Annotated in this window: 14 protein-coding genes, 1 tRNA gene and 2 riboswitches; of the genes, 5 read left to right on the top strand and 10 right to left on the bottom strand. The window is 67.8% G+C overall.

Going from position 1 to position 16,765, the window contains the following annotated elements; genetic code table 11:
* Positions 1 to 107: 107 nt before the first annotated feature.
* The 4 genes from ligA to bamD form a co-directional block, all read right to left on the bottom strand.
* Entirely contained in the window at positions 108 to 2,246 is a 2,139-nt protein-coding gene (gene ligA / locus LRP66_RS07795; RefSeq protein WP_230481929.1) for an NAD-dependent DNA ligase LigA, read from the bottom strand.
* An 88-nt stretch (positions 2,247 to 2,334) separates the two neighbouring features.
* The gene (locus LRP66_RS07800; RefSeq protein ID WP_230481930.1) at positions 2,335 to 2,556 is read right to left on the bottom strand and encodes a hypothetical protein; all 222 of its coding nucleotides are present in this window, start codon (positions 2,554 to 2,556) and stop codon (positions 2,335 to 2,337) included.
* Positions 2,557 to 2,646: 90 nt separating this feature from the next.
* Positions 2,647 to 4,311 carry a DNA repair protein RecN gene (recN, locus tag LRP66_RS07805; protein ID WP_230481931.1) on the bottom strand — a complete coding sequence of 555 codons (1,665 nt, stop codon included), beginning with the start codon at positions 4,309 to 4,311 and terminating at the stop codon, positions 2,647 to 2,649.
* 174 nt (positions 4,312 to 4,485) lie between these two features.
* Positions 4,486 to 5,424: an outer membrane protein assembly factor BamD gene (gene bamD / locus LRP66_RS07810; protein ID WP_230481932.1), complete on the bottom strand. Its 939-nt coding sequence runs from the start codon at positions 5,422 to 5,424 to the stop codon at positions 4,486 to 4,488.
* 182 nt (positions 5,425 to 5,606) lie between these two features.
* On the opposite strand from bamD, the gene LRP66_RS07815 reads away from it, so the two are divergent.
* Positions 5,607 to 6,431 (top strand): class I mannose-6-phosphate isomerase, encoded by an 825-nt coding sequence (locus LRP66_RS07815; RefSeq protein ID WP_230481933.1) that lies wholly within the window; start codon positions 5,607 to 5,609, stop codon positions 6,429 to 6,431.
* A gap of 54 nt (positions 6,432 to 6,485) precedes the next feature.
* Here the strand turns inward: LRP66_RS07815 and LRP66_RS07820 are convergent, their stop codons facing one another.
* Positions 6,486 to 7,928 (bottom strand): S41 family peptidase, encoded by a 1,443-nt coding sequence (locus LRP66_RS07820; RefSeq protein WP_230481934.1) that lies wholly within the window; start codon positions 7,926 to 7,928, stop codon positions 6,486 to 6,488.
* A 226-nt stretch (positions 7,929 to 8,154) separates the two neighbouring features.
* On the opposite strand from LRP66_RS07820, the gene LRP66_RS07825 reads away from it, so the two are divergent.
* Complete coding sequence (locus LRP66_RS07825; protein WP_230481935.1) at positions 8,155 to 9,330, top strand: glycosyltransferase; 1,176 nt, start codon at positions 8,155 to 8,157, stop codon at positions 9,328 to 9,330.
* 92 nt (positions 9,331 to 9,422) lie between these two features.
* Here LRP66_RS07825 and LRP66_RS07830 read toward each other — a convergent pair whose 3' ends face one another.
* Genes LRP66_RS07830 through yajC form a run of 4 tightly spaced genes read right to left on the bottom strand, consistent with a single transcriptional unit; the run spans position 9,423 to position 12,761 of the window.
* A complete protein-coding gene (locus LRP66_RS07830; RefSeq protein ID WP_230481936.1) occupies positions 9,423 to 9,806 on the bottom strand; it encodes an Mth938-like domain-containing protein in 384 nt (127 codons plus the stop codon).
* Positions 9,807 to 9,816: 10 nt separating this feature from the next.
* The gene (gene secF / locus LRP66_RS07835; RefSeq protein ID WP_230481937.1) at positions 9,817 to 10,797 is read right to left on the bottom strand and encodes a protein translocase subunit SecF; all 981 of its coding nucleotides are present in this window, start codon (positions 10,795 to 10,797) and stop codon (positions 9,817 to 9,819) included.
* Between the two features lie 16 nt (positions 10,798 to 10,813).
* The gene (secD, locus tag LRP66_RS07840) at positions 10,814 to 12,418 is read right to left on the bottom strand and encodes a protein translocase subunit SecD (protein WP_230481938.1); all 1,605 of its coding nucleotides are present in this window, start codon (positions 12,416 to 12,418) and stop codon (positions 10,814 to 10,816) included.
* 7 nt (positions 12,419 to 12,425) lie between these two features.
* Complete coding sequence (yajC, locus tag LRP66_RS07845; protein ID WP_230481939.1) at positions 12,426 to 12,761, bottom strand: preprotein translocase subunit YajC; 336 nt, start codon at positions 12,759 to 12,761, stop codon at positions 12,426 to 12,428.
* 192 nt (positions 12,762 to 12,953) lie between these two features.
* Here yajC and LRP66_RS07850 point away from each other — a divergent pair.
* Positions 12,954 to 13,030 (top strand) — tRNA-Pro (locus LRP66_RS07850).
* Positions 13,031 to 13,225: 195 nt separating this feature from the next.
* Here LRP66_RS07850 and LRP66_RS07855 read toward each other — a convergent pair.
* The gene (locus LRP66_RS07855; protein ID WP_230481940.1) at positions 13,226 to 13,783 is read right to left on the bottom strand and encodes a septal ring lytic transglycosylase RlpA family protein; all 558 of its coding nucleotides are present in this window, start codon (positions 13,781 to 13,783) and stop codon (positions 13,226 to 13,228) included.
* A gap of 108 nt (positions 13,784 to 13,891) precedes the next feature.
* A riboswitch (cobalamin riboswitch) is annotated at positions 13,892 to 14,090 on the top strand.
* A 172-nt stretch (positions 14,091 to 14,262) separates the two neighbouring features.
* Here LRP66_RS07855 and LRP66_RS07860 point away from each other — a divergent pair.
* Both LRP66_RS07860 and cobW read left to right on the top strand, forming a co-directional pair.
* Positions 14,263 to 15,321: a HoxN/HupN/NixA family nickel/cobalt transporter gene (locus LRP66_RS07860; protein ID WP_230481941.1), complete on the top strand. Its 1,059-nt coding sequence runs from the start codon at positions 14,263 to 14,265 to the stop codon at positions 15,319 to 15,321.
* 22 nt (positions 15,322 to 15,343) lie between these two features.
* A riboswitch (cobalamin riboswitch) is annotated at positions 15,344 to 15,543 on the top strand.
* 180 nt (positions 15,544 to 15,723) lie between these two features.
* Positions 15,724 to 16,761: a cobalamin biosynthesis protein CobW gene (gene cobW / locus LRP66_RS07865; RefSeq protein WP_230481942.1), complete on the top strand. Its 1,038-nt coding sequence runs from the start codon at positions 15,724 to 15,726 to the stop codon at positions 16,759 to 16,761.
* Positions 16,762 to 16,765 lie beyond the last annotated feature (4 nt).

The following is a 16,765-nucleotide window of genomic DNA, read 5'->3' on the forward strand; positions in this document are numbered from 1 at the left end:
GAGAATCCGCGTGCGGCGGCCGACCGTCGACGGCCGGGGGGAGTCCGGGGCGTTTCCGGTGGCGGGTAACGGCGGCGTCATGCCGACGACACCCGCCGGCTTGGAGATCAGTGGCCCGCGACCAGGGCGTTCCACGCCGCCTCGTCGATGACCGGGATGTTCAGATCCTGCGCCTTTTTCAGCTTCGATCCCGCACCGGGCCCCGCAATGACCAGATCGGTCTTGGCGGACACCGAACCAGAGACGCGCGCGCCCAGCGCCTCCGCCTGCGCCTTGGCCTCGTCGCGCGACAGGGTTTCGAGCGTGCCGGTGAAGACCAGGGTCTTGCCGGTCACCTCCGATTCGCGGGTCTGGTGGATCACGTCCTGCGGCGTGACCTCGCGCAGGAGGTCATCGACGACGTCGCGATTATGGGCCTCGGCAAAGAAGTCGAGCAGGGCGTCGGCGACCTCGGGACCGATTTGCGCGGTGTCGATCGCCGCGACGACCGCGCGCTGACGGCGCAATTCGAACTTGCGGTCGGGCTCGCCGAGCACGGGCACGGTTTCGGCGCGGACTGCCAGCGCCTGGTCGATCATCGCGCGGAAACCCGACATCGATACGAAGCGGCGGGCGAGGTCGCGGGCGGTGATCTCCCCGACGTGGCGGATGCCGAGCGCGAAGAGGAAGCGGTCGAGCGCAATCTCCCGCCGGGCATCGATCGCGGCGAGCAGCTTGTCGACGACCAGCTCGGACATGCGCTCGCGCTGGATCAGCGCGTCGCGATGCTGGTGAAGGCGGAAGATGTCGGCGGGCGAGGCGATCAGGCCGTCGCGGAAGAATTCCTCGATCCGGACGAGGCCGAGCCCCGTAATGTCGAAAGCATGGCGCGACACGAAATGGATCAGCCGTTCGACCCGCTGCGCCGGGCAGATCAGGCCGCCGGTGCAGCGGATGACGACTTCGCCCTCCTCGCGGGTCGCGAGGCTGCCGCATTCGGGGCAATGGTCGGGAAAGGCGAACGGCGCGCGATCGACGTCGCGAGTCAGATTCTCGACGATCTGCGGAATGACGTCGCCCGCGCGTTGCAGGACGACCCTGTCACCCGGGCGGACGCCCAGCCGTTCGATCTCATCGGCGTTGTGCAGCGTCGCGTTCGTCACGACGACACCGCCCACCGTCACCGGCTCCAGCCGCGCCACGGGGGTGAGCGCGCCGGTGCGGCCGACCTGGATGTCGATCTTCTCCAATGTGGTCTGCGCCCGCTCGGCGGGGAATTTGTGCGCGATCGCCCAGCGCGGCGTCCGGCCGACGATGCCCAGCCGCGCCTGCCAGTCGAGCCGATCGACCTTGTAGACCACGCCGTCGATATCGAAGGGCAGGTCGGCGCGCTGCGCCTCGATCGTGCGATAGATGGACAGCGCGGCGGCCGCGTCGGGCACGCGGGCGAAGGCGTCGGCGATCGGAAAGCCCCAGCGTCGCCAGGTCTCGACCATGTCGAACTGGGTCTCGACCGGCACCGCACTCGCCTCCCCCCAGCCATGCGCGAGGAAGCGTAACGGGCGGCTGGCGGTGATTGCGGGATTCTTCTGGCGCAGCGAACCGGCGGCGGCGTTGCGCGGATTGGCGAACTGCCGCGCCTCCCTGTTGGTCTCCGCCGCCTCCTGTGCCAGTCGGGCGTTGAGCCGGGCGAAGTCGACCTTGCTCATATAGACTTCGCCACGCACCTCGAAGACGGCGGGCGCGGGGGCGGGAAGCGTCTTGGGCACGTCGCCGATCGTGCGGACATTCTCGGTCACGTCCTCGCCGATCGCGCCGTCGCCGCGCGTCAGTGCCTGGACCAGCACACCGTCGATATAGCGCAGCGAACAGGACAGGCCGTCGATCTTGGGCTCGGCGGTCAACGTCACGGGTTCGTCGTCGGGCAGCTTCAGATAGCGGCGGACACGGGCGACGAACTCCTCGACCTCCTCGTCGGAAAAGGCATTGTCGAGGCTCGTCATCGGTCGCGCATGGGGGACCTTGGCCAGATGCGCGGCGGGGGCGGCGCCGACCTTCGTGCTGGGCGAATCGGCGCGGACGAGATGGGGAAAGGCCGATTCGATCGCCCGATTGTGACGGACCAGCGCGTCATAATCGGCGTCCGAAATCTCGGGCGCGTCTTCGGTATGATAAAGGCGATTATGATGGGCGATCTCCCGCGCCAGGCGGTCCAGTTCGGCCGCGGCTTCGAGATCGGTTTCGGGCAGGGGGGGCTGGGCGGTCACGGCGTCCGTGCTAGTCCAGTGGCCGCACCAGGATCAAGATGCGCCACGCTCATCCTGATGCGGCGATCTACGCCACGATTCCAGATGTTTAGTTCAGCACGTCGGATGCGGCGGCGCCAAGCGACGTGAGTTCCGGCGACGCATCGGCCCCGTGATCGATAAGCCAGGTACGCGCCTGTTCAATATGGATGGCGACCATGGCAAGATCGAGTTCGTCCGCCAAAGCAAGACAGGCCACCAGCCGCGCCATCAATTCAGCCTTCGCCTCGGCGTCGTCTTGCGGCGCAGCATTGGTCAGTTTGGCGAGCATCCGGTACATCCGACAAATAGGCAGTGGGATACATGAGTCCGCAGAGCCTAACAGGTTCGTATCAGATATAAAATCGATTTCTGCGGGCGATCACCGGCTTTCCAGCAGCCGGTCGGCCTGCGCGCGCGCCTCGTCGGTGATCGACGCGCCCGACAGCATTCGGGCAATCTCTTCCCGACGCTCGCCCTCGCCCAGGCGCCGGACACCGGTTCGGGTCACGGTGCCGTCATGGCTCTTGGCGATCAGCAGGTGCGCCGCGCCGCGCGCCGCGACCTGCGGGCTGTGCGTGACGACGAGCAACTGCGTCCGTCCGGCGAGCCGATGGAGCCGATCGCCGATCGCCGAGGCGACCGCGCCACCGACGCCGCGATCGATCTCGTCGAAGATCATCGTCGTCGCCCCGCCTTCCTCCGCCAGCGCGACCTTGAGCGCGAGGATGAAGCGCGACAATTCGCCGCCGCTCGCGATCTTCATCAGCGGGGCGAAGGGCGCGCCGGGATTGGTCGAGATCTCGAACTCGACGCGGTCCTTGCCCGCGGCCGACCAGCCGGACTCGTCGACCGGGACGACGGTGGTACGGAAGCGCGCGGCGTCGAGCTTGAGCGGCGCAAGCTCGGTCTTCACCGATTGATCGAGCCGTTCGGCGGCGGCGAGCCGCGCCTTGGACACATGAGCGGCCGCCTTGTCATAGGCGGCGCGGGCGGTGGCGACCGCGGCCTCCAGCCGCCCGATGCCTTCCTCTCCCGCATCCAGGCGCTCGAGCCGTCCGCGCAACTGCTCGGTGAGGTCGGCGAGATCGTCGGGCTGGACGCGGTGCTTCCGCGCCATGCCACGAAGCTCGAACAGCCGCGCCTCGTCTTCCTCCAGCGCGCGGGGATCATAGGCGAGCTCTCGCTGCGCCTCGATCAGTCGATCCTCGGCCAGTGACGCCTCGATCACCGCGCGGTCGATCGCGGCCAGCGCTTCGGCGAGCGACGGATGATCCTCGCCGATCCGCTCGAGCACGCGGGCGGCCTGGCGCAGCCCCGCCAAGGCGCCGTCCGAACCCTGGAGATGCTCCTCGATCGCACCCAGTTCGCTGGCGATCTTCTCCGACCGCTGCATGGTCCGTCGCCGATCGGCGAGCGTTTCCTCCTCGCCGGGTTCGGGTGCCAGCTTGGTCAGCTCGGCGACCGCATGTTCCAGCCACTCGCGGTCACGCGCCGCCGCCTCGATCTCCTCGCGCGCGCTGGTCAGTGCGGCTTCCGCCTCGCGAAGCCGGACCCAGGCGGCGGCGACCGCCTGCGTCTCGATACGCCCGAAACTGTCGAGCAACATCCGGTGGCCGCGCGGATTGAGCAGGCCGCGATCGTCATGCTGGCCGTGAATCTCGACCAGGAAGGGCGCGATCTCGCGCAGCAATGCGGCCGAGGCGGGCTGGCTGTTGACGAAGCCGCGACTGCCGCCATCCGCCTTGACCTGGCGACGGACGATCAGCGGTTCGCCGGGCTCGATCTCGATCCCCGCATCGTCCAATAGGGCGGCGAGGCGGCTGTCGGGGGCGGGCGGCTCGAAAGAGGCAGTGACCACCGCCTGGCCCGCGCCATGCCGGACCAGCCCGCTGTCGCCGCGCCCGCCGAGGGCGAGCCCCAGCGCATCGAGCAGGATCGACTTGCCCGCGCCGGTCTCGCCGGTCAGTACGCCCAGGCCTTGGCCGAAATCGAGGTCGAGCGCCTCGATCAGCACGACATCACGGATGGACAGCGCGGTCAGCATGGCGGGCGATATAGAGCGAAACGCCGCGCGATGTTATCCCCCCATCGCGAAAATGATCCCGATTTGTTCGGGGCTGGCCCTTGCTTCCCTCTCCCCCGGATAGGGGAGAGGGTTAGCGGAGCTTGCCAGCCTGCTGGCCAGGGCAGCTTGGGTGAGGGGGCGAGGGAGAGGGGCTCAGCCCGTGGGCGAGCTGTTGTTGCCGGTGGGGGTGGGGCGGCCCGGTGCGGCGGCGCTGGGGGTGGCGGTGCTGCCGCCGCCGCCGGGAAGGCCGATATTCACCGAACCCGGCGTGCCGGTCGGCACGATGGGCTGGCCCGGCTGGATCGCGGGGATCTGCTCCACCGGATATTCGCGCATCAGCTTGAACGCCCGGTTATACCAGTCGCTGCCCGGAAAATTGGCGCCCAGCACGGCGGCGGCGCGTTCGGCCTCCGGCCGGACGCCGAGCGCGAGATAGGTCTCGGTCAGCCGCAACAGCGCCTCGGGCGTGTGGCTCGTCGTCTGATATTTGTCGACCACCGTGCGGAAGCGCATCGACGCGGCCAGCCACTGATGGCGATCCTCGTAGAAGCGGCCGATCTCCATCTCCTTGCCCGCCAGGTGATCGTTGACCAGATCGACCTTCAATCGCGCGTCGGCGGCATAGCGGGTGTTGGGATAGCGGCGCATCAGTTCGCCCAGCGCGTCGAGCGCCTGGCGGGTGATCTTCTGATCGCGGGTGACGTCCTGGATCTGCTCGTAATAGCCGAGCGCGATCAGATAATAGGCATAGGGCGCATCGCGATTGCCGGGATGGACCGAGATGAAACGCTGCGCCGACTGGATCGACTGGGTATAGTCGCGGCCCAGATAATAGCTGAACGCGCTCATCAGCTGCGCGCGGCGGGCCCAGATCGAATAGGGGTGCTGACGCTCCACCTCGTCGAACAGCAGCGCCGCCTCCTTGTAGCGGTGCTGGTCCAGCCGATTCTTGGCGGCCGTGTACAGCGTGCCGACGTCGCGCGCGACATAAGGCAGGTCGGTGCGGGTACGGTTGCGGGCGCAACCCGCGATCGGAAGGGCCATGGCGGCGATCAGCGCCAGCGACAGCGCACGGGAACGGGGGTTACGCATCGCAGTGGTCCTTAGCGCAGCATGAGGGCGGGGAACAGTCCCTCTGCGCAACGCCGGTCGCGACAGATGACTTGCCTTGGATATGGTCGTCGCGGCATGGGGACGGCAATGCCGCGGGCGGCGGAACGAACCGCCGTCTGCGCGATTGCACCGTCACCCGATCGGAAGGAATCCCGCACGCCATGCCCGCCACGATGCTTCATACCCACCGCGTCGAAAAGCCCTGGGGTCGTCACACGCTTTATCCCGGCTTCGAGGATGTCGCGCCGGGCGGCGCGCCCATCGGCGAGGTCTGGTTCCAGGAGCCCGGCGACACCTCGCCCGATCTGCTCATCAAATATCTCTTCACCAGCGAGAAGCTGTCGGTGCAGGTCCATCCCGATGATGAGCAGGCGCACGCCCGTGGCCTGCCGCGCGGGAAGGACGAATGCTGGACGATCCTGACCGCCGAGCCCGATTCGACGATCGCGCTGGGGCCGAAGGCTCCGATGACCAAGGACCAGTTGCGTGCCGATGCGCGCGACGGCTCGATCGAGAACGATCTCGACTGGGTGCCGATCAAGGTGGGCGATTTCTATTACGCTCCGTCGGGGACGATCCACGCGATCGGCGCCGGTCTGACCGTGATCGAGGTGCAGCAGAACAGCGAGACCACCTATCGACTCTATGATTATGGCAGCGATCGCGAACTCCATCTGGAGGACGGTGTCGATGTCGCGCACCTGACCCCGTATCAGCCGATCGCGTCGCCGGGACCGGCGGGCGAGGGGCGCGATATCCTGGTCGAGGGGCCGAAGTTCGTGCTCGAGCGCTGGGCGGCGGGCGAGCACAAGGTCGCGTTGCCCGAAGGCCGCACCGCATGGCTGGTGCCGATCACCGGTACGGGCTCTGTGTCGGGTGTCGATTTCAAGGCGGGCCAGTGCCTGACGGTGACGGGTTCGGAAACCGTCACCCTGTCGCCGGACGGCGACGCGCTGTTCGCCTATGCGGGTACGCAGCGGCTGTAACCGGACGTTCCTCCCCCTGGGCGGGGGGAGGAATTTCGAACGGCTTGGCGGGCCTCAGAACAGCCCCGGTACGTCGCGCTGTGCGGCGGACGGGGTGGCGGGCTGGACCAGTTTGCGTGGGCCGTCGCCGACCGACTGGGCCGAGGCGCCCGTGCCGATCGGGGTGCAGCTCTTGCCCTGGAGGAAGTCGAGCGCGGCGCGGGTCGAGGCTTCCTGCGGATCGCCCATCCTGCGGGTCAGGTCGTCGCCCGCGCGGCAGCTCGCGGGAACGACACCGGCCAGCCCGTTATAATAATCGCCCTGCCGATTGGCGTTCTGGAGCGAGATCGCGATCACGCGCAGGCGGTCGTTACACTGGGCATTGTCCAATGCGATCTGCCCCACCGGCTTGCCATAGGTATTGGTGCCGATCAGCCCGGAATTGGATCCGAAATAGGGCAGGGTCCGGTTGAGCACCAGTTCGCTCGCCGACGCCGTGCCGCCGGTGCCGATAAAGGCGATTCGCGTCGGCATGATCGATTCGGGCTGCGGCGCGAAATAGGTCGTCTCGTTGTTCGACGCCTTGCTGGGGCGGAAGCTGACATAGCCCATCACGTCCGACGACTGCCGCGCGCCGCCGAGCAGATTGTTGAACAGGTCGGCGATGGTGATCGCGCCGCCGCCATTATAGCGCAGATCGACCACGACCTGGGTGATCCCCTGCTGCTTGAAGGTCGAAAAGGCGGCCCTGAGCTGCGGATCGGCGGTGCTGATGAAGGTGCGCAGGTTGATATAGCCATAGCGCTGGCCGTTGTCGGTGATCACCTGCGCGCCGTAATTGGGCGATACCGGTTGCAGCGTATAGGCCGCCTTGGTCAGCGTGACGGTGCGTACCGCGCCCGAAGGATCGGCGACCGTGAAATAGCGGACGGTGCCCGCCGTGTCGGGCCCGAGCGCGTTGGACAGGCCGTTATTGGGATCGGCGGATACGATCGCCTGGATCGACTGGATATTGGTGGCGCTAGTCCCGATCCCCTGGATCTCGGTCCCGCGATCGATTCCGGCCGCCAGCGCGGCGCCGCTTTCGAACGATTCGGCGACGAGCAGCTTGGACTGCGACGCGTCGGTGGTCAGGCGGAAGCCGAAGCCCGCATCGGAGCCCGAATTATAATAGGCGTTCTCCTCCTTGATGGAGGTGAGATAGGTGAAATAGCGATCCTTGCGCTGTGCCCGCGCGGTCGCGGTCAGCGCGTCGATATAGTCGCTGACCGTCGTATAGGGCGACGGATCGAGCGAAGCGGGCAGCGTCTCCGGGAAGAGATACCATTCGTTCATCTGGCTGAAGACCCAGTTCTGCCGACTGCGCAGCGAACAGGCCGAGTCGACGCTGCCCCCGGAGGAACCGCCGGTGCCGCCGGTCGCGATCGTTCCGGCGGAACCGCCGCCATCGCCGCCGCCGCATCCCGCCAGCGTTGCCGTCAGCGCCAGCGCGGCGCCCCATCGACCGAATCGCCCCATCGAACCCTCACCCCGCTTGCCGCCCGCCGACGGGCCCTCCCGGCAAATCTGTCAGGCCCGATCTGTCGAGGACATGAATGAACATCGACTTTGCCGTCACAATCGCCGCGCCGATAGTGAAATATTCGGCAATCGCGTGGCAAGGTGAAGGCCTGGCCGTACATTGCTTCCGTAAACGGCGTCATTGAGTCGGGAATTTGCCGCCTCCGCAAGGTTAAGAGGTTTCATGCTGAACGTGCTGACCCTGTCGAGCCTGTTCCCCGACTCGACGCGGCCCAATTTCGGCATCTTCGTCGAGCGGCAGACGGCGGCACTGGCGATGCGGCCCGGCATAGCCGTGCGGGTGGTGGCGCCGATCGGTCTGCCCATATGGCCGTTACCCCGGGCGGAGCGGTTTCGTGCACAGGCGGCGCTGCCGTTGCGGGAAAGCTGGGGCGGGCTGGACGTCAGCCGTCCGCGCTTCGTCACCGTGCCGGGGACGGCTGGGCGCTTCCATGTCGCGGCGCTGACCCGCGCGCTCATCCCCGTGATCGATCGTCTGCGCGACGAGCGGGCGTTCGATGTGATCGATGCGTCCTTCTTCTTTCCCGACGGCCCGGCGGCGGTCGCGCTGGGGCGGCGATATGGTGTCCCGGTGTCGATCAAGGCGAGGGGGGCGGACATCCATTATTGGGGCCGTCTGGGCGCCACGCGCCGACAGGTGGCGCGGGCGGCGGCCGCCGCCGACGGGCTGCTCGCGGTCAGCGATGCGATGGCCTGCGACGTGGCCGCGCTGGGCGTCTCCCGCGCGCGCATCAGGGTGCATCACACCGGTGTCGATCAGGCGCGGTTCCAGCCGACCGATCGCGCGACGGCGAAGGCAGCGTTGGCGCTGGGGGGACCGGTCGTCCTGTCACTCGGTGCGCTGATCCCGCGCAAGGGGCATGGCGTGGTCATCGACGCGGTGGCGCGCCTGCCGGGCGTCACGCTGGTGATCGTGGGAGAGGGTGGTGATCGTGCCGCGCTTCAGGCCCGCGCCGCGCGGCTGGGAATCGCGGATCGGGTCCGGCTGGTGGGGGCGATTCGCCATGACGATCTTCCCGGCTGGCTGGGGGCGGCGGACGTGATGGCGCTGGCGTCGTCTTCCGAGGGGCTGGCCAATGCATGGGTCGAGGCGCTCGCCTGCGGTACGCCGATCGTCATCACGGCGGCGGGCGGGGCGGGGGACGTCGTGACCAGCCGGACCGCCGGGCGGATCACCCAGGCCGAACCGGAGGCCTTCGCGACGGCGATTCGCGACGTGCTGGCGCAAGCTGCCGATCCGTGGGCGGTGCGCGCGGCGGTGCGCGACTTCACCTGGGCGGCGAATGCGGCCGCGCTCCACTCGCACTTGTCGGAACTGGTCGCGCGCGCCGGGCGGTGAATCCCTTGCCCGCCCCCGATTACCAGGATCGGGAAATCAGGACCATTCGGTATGATCGATAAAGGCCCCACGCTGCGCTGGGGCGACGACGGTCACGCGTCGAGCGGGTAGAGCGCCGCGCAGATCTTGCGCCCCTCGCTGCGCAATACGCCCCAGGAACGGGCCGCGGCGCGGCTGTCCATCACCTCGACGCCCAGCCCGCGAGCCTCCAGCGCGGCGACGAAGCGGGCGGGTGCCCGGCGGAGCGTCGCGCCGGTGCCGAGCAGCAGGAATTCGGGCAGCTCGGCGATTAGCGGTTCGACGGCCTCGGCGGTCAGCGCCTCGAACGGCGGCGGGCTCCATGGCTCGTGCCAGTCGGGCGAAAGCAACAGCGCCGGATAGGCGATCTCGCCGACCCGATAGCCGGTGGCGGCGAAACCACGGACGATCGGGCCGGGCGCGGTGGGGTCGCGCGTGATGCGGATCGAGTCGCTCATCCCCGCTTACTTACGGCTCACGCGGCGTGATCCGCTCGGCATCGGCGACGCGACGCTTGTCGGTCGTGCCGGGCTTCTCGCGGTTGGGCTCGGCGCGCAGGCCCAGCGTGATGAGCAGCGAGGACGAGACGTAGATCGACGAATAGGTGCCGACCACGATGCCCAGGATCATCGCCGCCGTGAAGCCGCGCAGCACATGGCCGCCCAGCAGCAGCAGCGCGACCAGCGCCAGCAGGATGGTGACCGAGGTCATCACCGTGCGCGGCAGCGTCTCGTTGACCGACAGGTTGATGATCTCGCGCATGTCCATCTTGCGATAGCGGCGCATATTCTCGCGGATGCGGTCGTCGATGACGATCTTGTCGTTGATCGAATAGCCGATGATGGTCAGGAACGCCGCGATGATCGTCAGGTCGAGCTCGAACTGCGTGATCGCGAAGAAGCCCAGCGTCACCAGCAGGTCGTGGACGATCGCGACGATGGTCGACACGCCGAACTGCCATTCGAAGCGGAAGATCGCGAACAGGCCGATGCCCAGGATCGCGAGCACCACCGCCAGCACGCCGTGCTTGATCAGCTCGTTCGACACCTTGCCCGAAACCGTGTCGTAACGGCTGAAGGTGGCGCCGGGGAATTGCTGACCCAGCGCGGCTTCGACCTTGCGGACGACGCCGTTGGTCGCGCCTTCGTCCCTGGAGGCAGGGACGGGCAGCCGGATGCTGATCGTCCGGCCGTCGCCGACCGTCTGGATATTGGCGTCGCCGACGCCCAGCCCGTCGACCACCGAGCGGACCCGGTCGGCGGAGGGCGGCGTCGGGAATTTCTCTTCGATCATCAGGCCGCCGACGAAGTCGACGCCCAGATTGAGGCCCTTCACGAAGGTCACGCCGACCGCCAGCAGGGTGAGCGCGAGCGTCAGCCCGAACGCCCAGCCGCGCAGGCGGACGAAGTCGATGTTCGTGTTGTCGGGGACGAGTTTCAGGAGGCGCATTGTCTGTTCTCCTGCCTCAAATATTGATGGTCTTGGGCTTTTCGCGGCGCAACCACAGCGCCACGAGCATCCGCGTGAAGGTAACGGCGGTAAAGACGCTGGTCACGATGCCGATCAGCAGCACGACCGCGAAGCCCTTGACCGGGCCAGAGCCGAGCACGAGCATGATGACGCCCGAGATCGCATGGGTCACGTTCGCCTCGAAAATGGTGCGGCTGGCTTCCTTGTAACCCAGCTCGACCGCCTGGACGACGTTGCGTCCTCGCCGTCGTTCCTCGCGTATGCGCTCGTTGATCAGCACGTTGGCGTCGACCGCGGTGCCGATGGTCAGGATGAAGCCCGCGATCCCCGGCAGGGTCAGCGTCGCGTTGAGCATCGCCATGACGGCCAGGATGACCAGCACGTTGATGACGACCGCGATGTTCGCGTAGATGCCGAACCGGCCATAGGTGACGGTCATGAACACGATGACCGCGACCGCCGCGATCGCCGAGGCCAGGATGCCCGCGCGGATCGAGTCCGCACCCAGATCGGGGCCGACGGTGCGTTCCTCGACGACCTTCAGGTCGATCGGCAGCTTGCCCGAGCGAAGCGAGATCGCCAGCTGGTTGGCGGTGTCGACGGTGAAGTTGCCGCTGATCGAGGCGCGACCGCCCAGGATCGGTTCGTTGATGTTGGGGGCCGACAGCACCTGGCCGTCGAGGATGATCGCAAACGGCTTGCCGGTGTTTTCCTGCGTGATCCGCGCGAACTTGCGACCGCCCTGCGCGTCGAAGGTGATCGCCACCTGCGGCGCGTTGGTCTGCTGGTCGAAGGTCTGCTGGGCGTCGATCAACTGGTCGCCCGAGATGATGACGGGCCGCTTGACCGCGATGAACGGCACGCCCAGCGGGTTGCCGGGATAGGGCAGGACCTGGCTGCCGGCGGGGGCGTTGCCCTTGACCAGATCGGCCGGGTTCGCGGTCGTGTCGACCAGCTTGAACTCCAGCTTGGCGGTCTTGCCGATCAGGTCCTTCAGCGCCTGCGGATTCTGGAGGCCGGGCACCTGCACCACGATGCGGTTGCTGCCCTGCTGGAGGATCGTCGGTTCCTTGGTGCCGAGCGCGTCGATGCGGCGACGCACGACCTCGGTCGCGGTCTTCATCGCGGTGTCGACCGCCTGGGTCAGCCCCGCCTGGGTCGGCTTCAGCACGAAACGCGAGGTGTCGACGACCTGGATGTCCCATTCGCGCTGGCCGGTCATCCCCGCGCCGCCGCCGGTGATGGTCAGCAGCCGCTCGCGCGCCGCGTCCACCTGGGTCGGGTCGCGCAGCATGAAGCTGAGCTGGCCGTTCCGGACCGAGATGTCGCCGATATCGATGCGCGGATTGCCGCGCCGCATCTCGGCCGCGACCTGGTCGCGCATCGTCTCGAGCCGCGTATTGGCCAGGTCGGCGGTGTCCGCCTCGAGCAGCAGATAGCTGCCGCCCGCCAGGTCGAGGCCCTTGTTCACGCGGGGATGCGGGATCGCGCCCCAGCTATTGGTGACGCTTTCGGGCAGGAAGCTCGGGATCGCCAGCAGGCACAGGGCCGCCAGCAGCGCGACGATGGAAGCGACCTTCCAGCGGGGAAAATCCAGCATCGGGGGGTCAGTCGTTCGCGGGTTTGGCGGTCGGGTCGACCACGTCGGTCAGCGTCGCCTTGACCACGCGGACGCGGACATTGGGGGCGATCTCGACCTCGACCAGGGCGTCCTCGACGCGGGTCACCTTGCCGACGATGCCGCCCGCCGTGGTGACCTGATCGTTCTTCTTGACCCCCTCGATCGACGCTTGCAGCGTCTTCATCCGGCGCTGCTGCGGGCGGATCATCAGGAAATAGAAGACGACGAACACGAGGAGCAGCGGCGCCAGGCTGAGGAACGAGGCGGCTCCGCTGGACGTGGCGGCCCCGGAAGCTGCCTGGGCGGTGAAGGGAATGAACATTCGGACCCGTCTATGCTGAATGGGCACGGGCACCGGTCGATCGACGTCGATCGACAAGCCCCCATGTCGGATAGCCTGCCCGCTACCATCGCAGGCGGACAGGCGCAATGGAGAGGGGGATGTGGGGTGCCGACTATCTGCACATCAAGGCTTGCATCCCCCGGAAATCCCGCCTAGAGGCCGCCGCTCGGTCGGGGCGTAGCGCAGCCTGGTAGCGCATCACACTGGGGGTGTGGGGGTCGCAGGTTCGAATCCTGTCGCCCCGACCAATCTTCTACCAACATCGGCGGATGACGGCGGAGCGGGCGAGAGCCCGCTTTTTTCGTTTCGCGCATTCCTCCCTGCGCATAGCGCGGGGAGGGGGACCGCTCGCGTGAGCGAGTGGTGGTGGGGCATATGTCCCCGCCCCTCCACCACCGCTTCGCGGCGGTCCCCCTCCCCAAGCGAGCTTGGGGAGGAATGCGCTACCGCACCGTCATCCCGGCCGCCGCGACTTGCGACAGCAGGTTCGCCCGCACCGCGTCCGATACCGGCGGCAAAGGCCGCGCCGCCTTGCCGTGGCGCAGGCGTTCGCGGTCCTTCTCATCCGGCTCCACCCGGCGTACCCGCACGGCGGCCTTCCCTGCTGCGCGCAGGCCGAGCTGCTCGGCGGCGCCGCGCGACAGGTCGATGATTCGCGACGATCCCGCGAATGGCCCGCGATCGTTGACCCGGACGATGATCCGCCGCCCCGTGTCCAGCGCCGTCACCTCGACATAGCTGGGCAGCGGCAGGGTGGTGTGCGCCGCCGTCGCCCAGCCGGGACGGAAGCGTTCGCCATTGGCGGTGCGGTTCCCCGATTCGCCGCCATACCAGCTGGCATAGCCCAGCATGTCATAGGTCGCGTCCTCGGCGGGGACATAGGTGATGCCGCGCACCGTATAGGGGCGCCCGATCCGCACCGGCGTATCGCTCACCGGACGGTAGTTGCCGCCCGAACAGGCCGCGAGCATTGCCGCCGCCGCCGGGGTCCATCGGCGCATCGCTTTCCAAGTCATGCCCACCGATTAGGCCGCGCGTGGCCCGCGATAAAGCCGTTTGCGCGGCGATGGGCCGCATAGTATCCGGGAAGGCAGGGACGGCTTCCAGCCGGTCCCGCCAATCGCGCCGGTGCCCTTTCGGGGGCTTGAAACGGGAATGTGGTGCAAAACCACGGCTGTCCCTGCAACTGTAAGCGGTGAGCGAGCGATGCTGGTCCGTCAGGGCCGCCACTGGAGATGATCCGGGAAGGCCGCATCGCCTTTGCTTCGACCCGCAAGCCAGGAGACCTGCCGGTGCGAGTCGCTCTTGCCGCGATCCAGGGGATGGTCATCGGCGGGATATAATGTATCATTCGAGCGACGTCACCAGGCCGATCCGAATCGGAGCCCCGCCCGGCGCGCGCCCGCCTCTGGCCGGGGTCACGACCGCCAGCGGAGGATCGGCGCTTGTCGCAACGGCGCCGGGGAAGGGCCATTTGCCCATGTCCGAATTACCGTCAAGTGGAAGGCCGCTGAAACGCCGCGTCGTCGTGCTGATGGCCGCGCTGGTCGCGGTCAACGTCGCCATATGGGGCTGGGCACTCAGTGTCTTCGCGGGCAACAGCCTGATGCTCGGCACCGCGCTGCTCGCCTATAGCCTGGGGCTTCGCCATGCGGTCGATGCCGATCACATCGCCGCCATCGACAATGTCACCCGCAAGCTGATGCAGGACGGCCAGCGGCCCATCGCGGTCGGGCTGTGGTTCGCGATCGGCCATTCCGCCATCGTCCTGATCGCGGCGACCACGGTAGCGCTCGCCGCCAGCACGCTCGCCGATTTCGAGGCCTTCGGACAGAGCGGCGGGACCATCGCCACCATCGTCTCGGCGAGTTTCCTGTTCGCCATCGCGGTGATGAACCTGATCATCCTGCGCGACGTCTGGACCCGCTTTCGCCGCGTCGCGCGTGGCGAGCCGATGGTGGAGGCGGATGCCGACATGCTCTTTTCGGGACAGGGGCCGTTGTCGCGGCTGTTCCACCCGCTGTTCCGGCTGATCCGGCGGAGCTGGCACATGGCACCGCTCGGTTTCCTGTTCGGCCTCGGCTTCGACACCGCGACCGAGGTGGCGATCCTGGGTCTCTCGGGCTCCCATGCCGCCGATGGCGTGTCGCTGGCGACGATCCTCGTGTTCCCGGTGCTGTTCGCCGCCGGCATGGCGCTGATCGACACCGCCGACGGGCTGGTGATGCTCGGGGCCTATGAGTGGGCATTCGTCCATCCGCTGCGCAAGCTCTACTATAACATGACGATCACGCTGGTGTCGGCGCTGGTCGCGCTGGTGATCGGCGGCATCCAGGCGACCGCGCTGCTGGCCGAGCGGTTCGGCTGGACGGCGGGGCCGTTCCGTTATGCGGGTGCGCTGTCGGAGCATTTCAACATATTGGGCTTCGCGATCGTGGGGCTGTTCGTCCTCTGCTGGGGCGCGAGTTTCCTGCTCTATCGCTGGCGTGGGTTCGCAGCGATGGAGGCGCGAATTGCCAAGCCCGGTGCGGCGGGATAAATGCCGCGCATCGGGGCCGAAAGTCCCCGGAGATCGCGCCGGTGCCCCTTGGGGCTTTGAAACGGGAATGGGGTGCAAATCCCCGGCTGTCCCTGCAACTGTAAGCGGCGAGCGAGCGATGCTGGTGCTGTCGCAGGCACGGCCACTGGAGCAATCCGGGAAGGCGCATCGCATCCGCTTTGACCCGCGAGCCAGGAGACCTGCCGGCGTCATGGTCGCTCTTGCCTGGACCCAGGGGTTGGTCGGGGCACGGTTCTCCGTCGGAGAGCGACGAAGCCATGCGGCCGGGGCCGCATCGGTCGCCGGACAGCGGGGCGGACGCATGAGACAGCGCCCGTTCGTCACCGCCCCGGCGATTGGCCCCAAGCCGTTCTCGCTCGTCCGGCGCGTCGGAGAATTACTATGCGTGACCTCAGCAAGGTCCCCGTCACCATCGTCACCGGCTTTCTGGGCGCGGGCAAGACCACGCTCATCAGCCATCTGATCCGCAACGCGGGCGGCCGTCGCCTGGCAGTAGTCGTCAACGAGTTCGGCACGCTGGGCGTCGATGGCGACATCCTCCAGTCCTGCGCCATCCCCGACTGCCCGGCGGAGAATATCGTCGAGCTGGCCAATGGCTGCATCTGCTGCACCGTCGCCGACGACTTCATCCCGACGGTGGAGAAGCTGCTGGCGATGGAGCCGCGCCCCGATCATATCCTGATCGAAACCTCCGGGCTGGCGCTGCCCAAGCCGCTCTTGAAGGCGTTCGACTGGCCCGCCATCCGTTCTCGCATCACCGTGGACGGCGTGGTCGCGCTCGCCGATGCGGAGGCGGTCGCGGCTGGCCGCTTCGCCCCCGATCTCGACGCGGTCGAGGCGCAGCGCGCCGCCGACCCCAGCCTCGACCATGAAACCCCGCTGTCGGAGGTGTTCGAGGACCAGTTGGCCTGCGCCGATATCGTCCTGCTGACCAAGGCGGACCTTGCCGGGCCGGAGGGTGTCGCCAAGGCGCGCGCGATCATCGCCGCCGAGGCGCCGCGTCCGCTGCCGATGGTCGAGGCGGTGGACGGCATCGTCTCGGCCGAGATCGTGTTGGGGCTGGAGGCCGCCGCCGAGGACGACATCGCCGCGCGCCCCTCGCACCATGACGGCGCGGACGATCACGAGCATGACGATTTCGACAGCATCTCGGTGATGCTGGGCGAGGTGGAGAGCCCCGAGGCGATCGCCACTCGCATCGTGACGCTGGCCGAGCAGCAGGATATCCTGCGCGTGAAGGGCTATGCCGCCGTCGCGGGCAAGCCGATGCGCCTGCTGGTCCAGGCGGTGGGGCGCCGGGTGCGCACCAGCTATGACCGTCCCTGGGGTGCGGGCGAGCCGCGCGGCACGCAGCTGGTCGTCATCGCCGAGCATGACCGGATCGACCGCCCCGCCATCGAGGCCGTGCTGAAGGGCTGAGCCG

This window comes from Sphingomonas sp. Leaf21 (genome assembly GCF_916858675.1).
Lineage (GTDB): Bacteria > Pseudomonadota > Alphaproteobacteria > Sphingomonadales > Sphingomonadaceae > Sphingomonas.

What these genes read in the sequence shown, in the direction of transcription:
- LRP66_RS07800 (WP_230481930.1), bottom strand. Translation starts at nt 2,556, where the DNA reads ATGCTCGCCAAACTGACCAATGCTGCGCCGCAAGACGACGCCGAGGCG.
- recN (WP_230481931.1), bottom strand. Translation starts at nt 4,311, where the DNA reads ATGCTGACCGCGCTGTCCATCCGTGATGTCGTGCTGATCGAGGCGCTC.
- bamD (WP_230481932.1), bottom strand. Translation starts at nt 5,424, where the DNA reads ATGCGTAACCCCCGTTCCCGTGCGCTGTCGCTGGCGCTGATCGCCGCC.
- LRP66_RS07815 (WP_230481933.1), top strand. Translation starts at nt 5,607, where the DNA reads ATGCCCGCCACGATGCTTCATACCCACCGCGTCGAAAAGCCCTGGGGT.
- LRP66_RS07820 (WP_230481934.1), bottom strand. Translation starts at nt 7,928, where the DNA reads ATGGGGCGATTCGGTCGATGGGGCGCCGCGCTGGCGCTGACGGCAACG.
- LRP66_RS07825 (WP_230481935.1), top strand. Translation starts at nt 8,155, where the DNA reads ATGCTGAACGTGCTGACCCTGTCGAGCCTGTTCCCCGACTCGACGCGG.
- LRP66_RS07830 (WP_230481936.1), bottom strand. Translation starts at nt 9,806, where the DNA reads ATGAGCGACTCGATCCGCATCACGCGCGACCCCACCGCGCCCGGCCCG.
- secF (WP_230481937.1), bottom strand. Translation starts at nt 10,797, where the DNA reads ATGCGCCTCCTGAAACTCGTCCCCGACAACACGAACATCGACTTCGTC.
- secD (WP_230481938.1), bottom strand. Translation starts at nt 12,418, where the DNA reads ATGCTGGATTTTCCCCGCTGGAAGGTCGCTTCCATCGTCGCGCTGCTG.
- yajC (WP_230481939.1), bottom strand. Translation starts at nt 12,761, where the DNA reads ATGTTCATTCCCTTCACCGCCCAGGCAGCTTCCGGGGCCGCCACGTCC.
- LRP66_RS07855 (WP_230481940.1), bottom strand. Translation starts at nt 13,783, where the DNA reads ATGCGCCGATGGACCCCGGCGGCGGCGGCAATGCTCGCGGCCTGTTCG.
- LRP66_RS07860 (WP_230481941.1), top strand. Translation starts at nt 14,263, where the DNA reads ATGTCCGAATTACCGTCAAGTGGAAGGCCGCTGAAACGCCGCGTCGTC.
- cobW (WP_230481942.1), top strand. Translation starts at nt 15,724, where the DNA reads ATGCGTGACCTCAGCAAGGTCCCCGTCACCATCGTCACCGGCTTTCTG.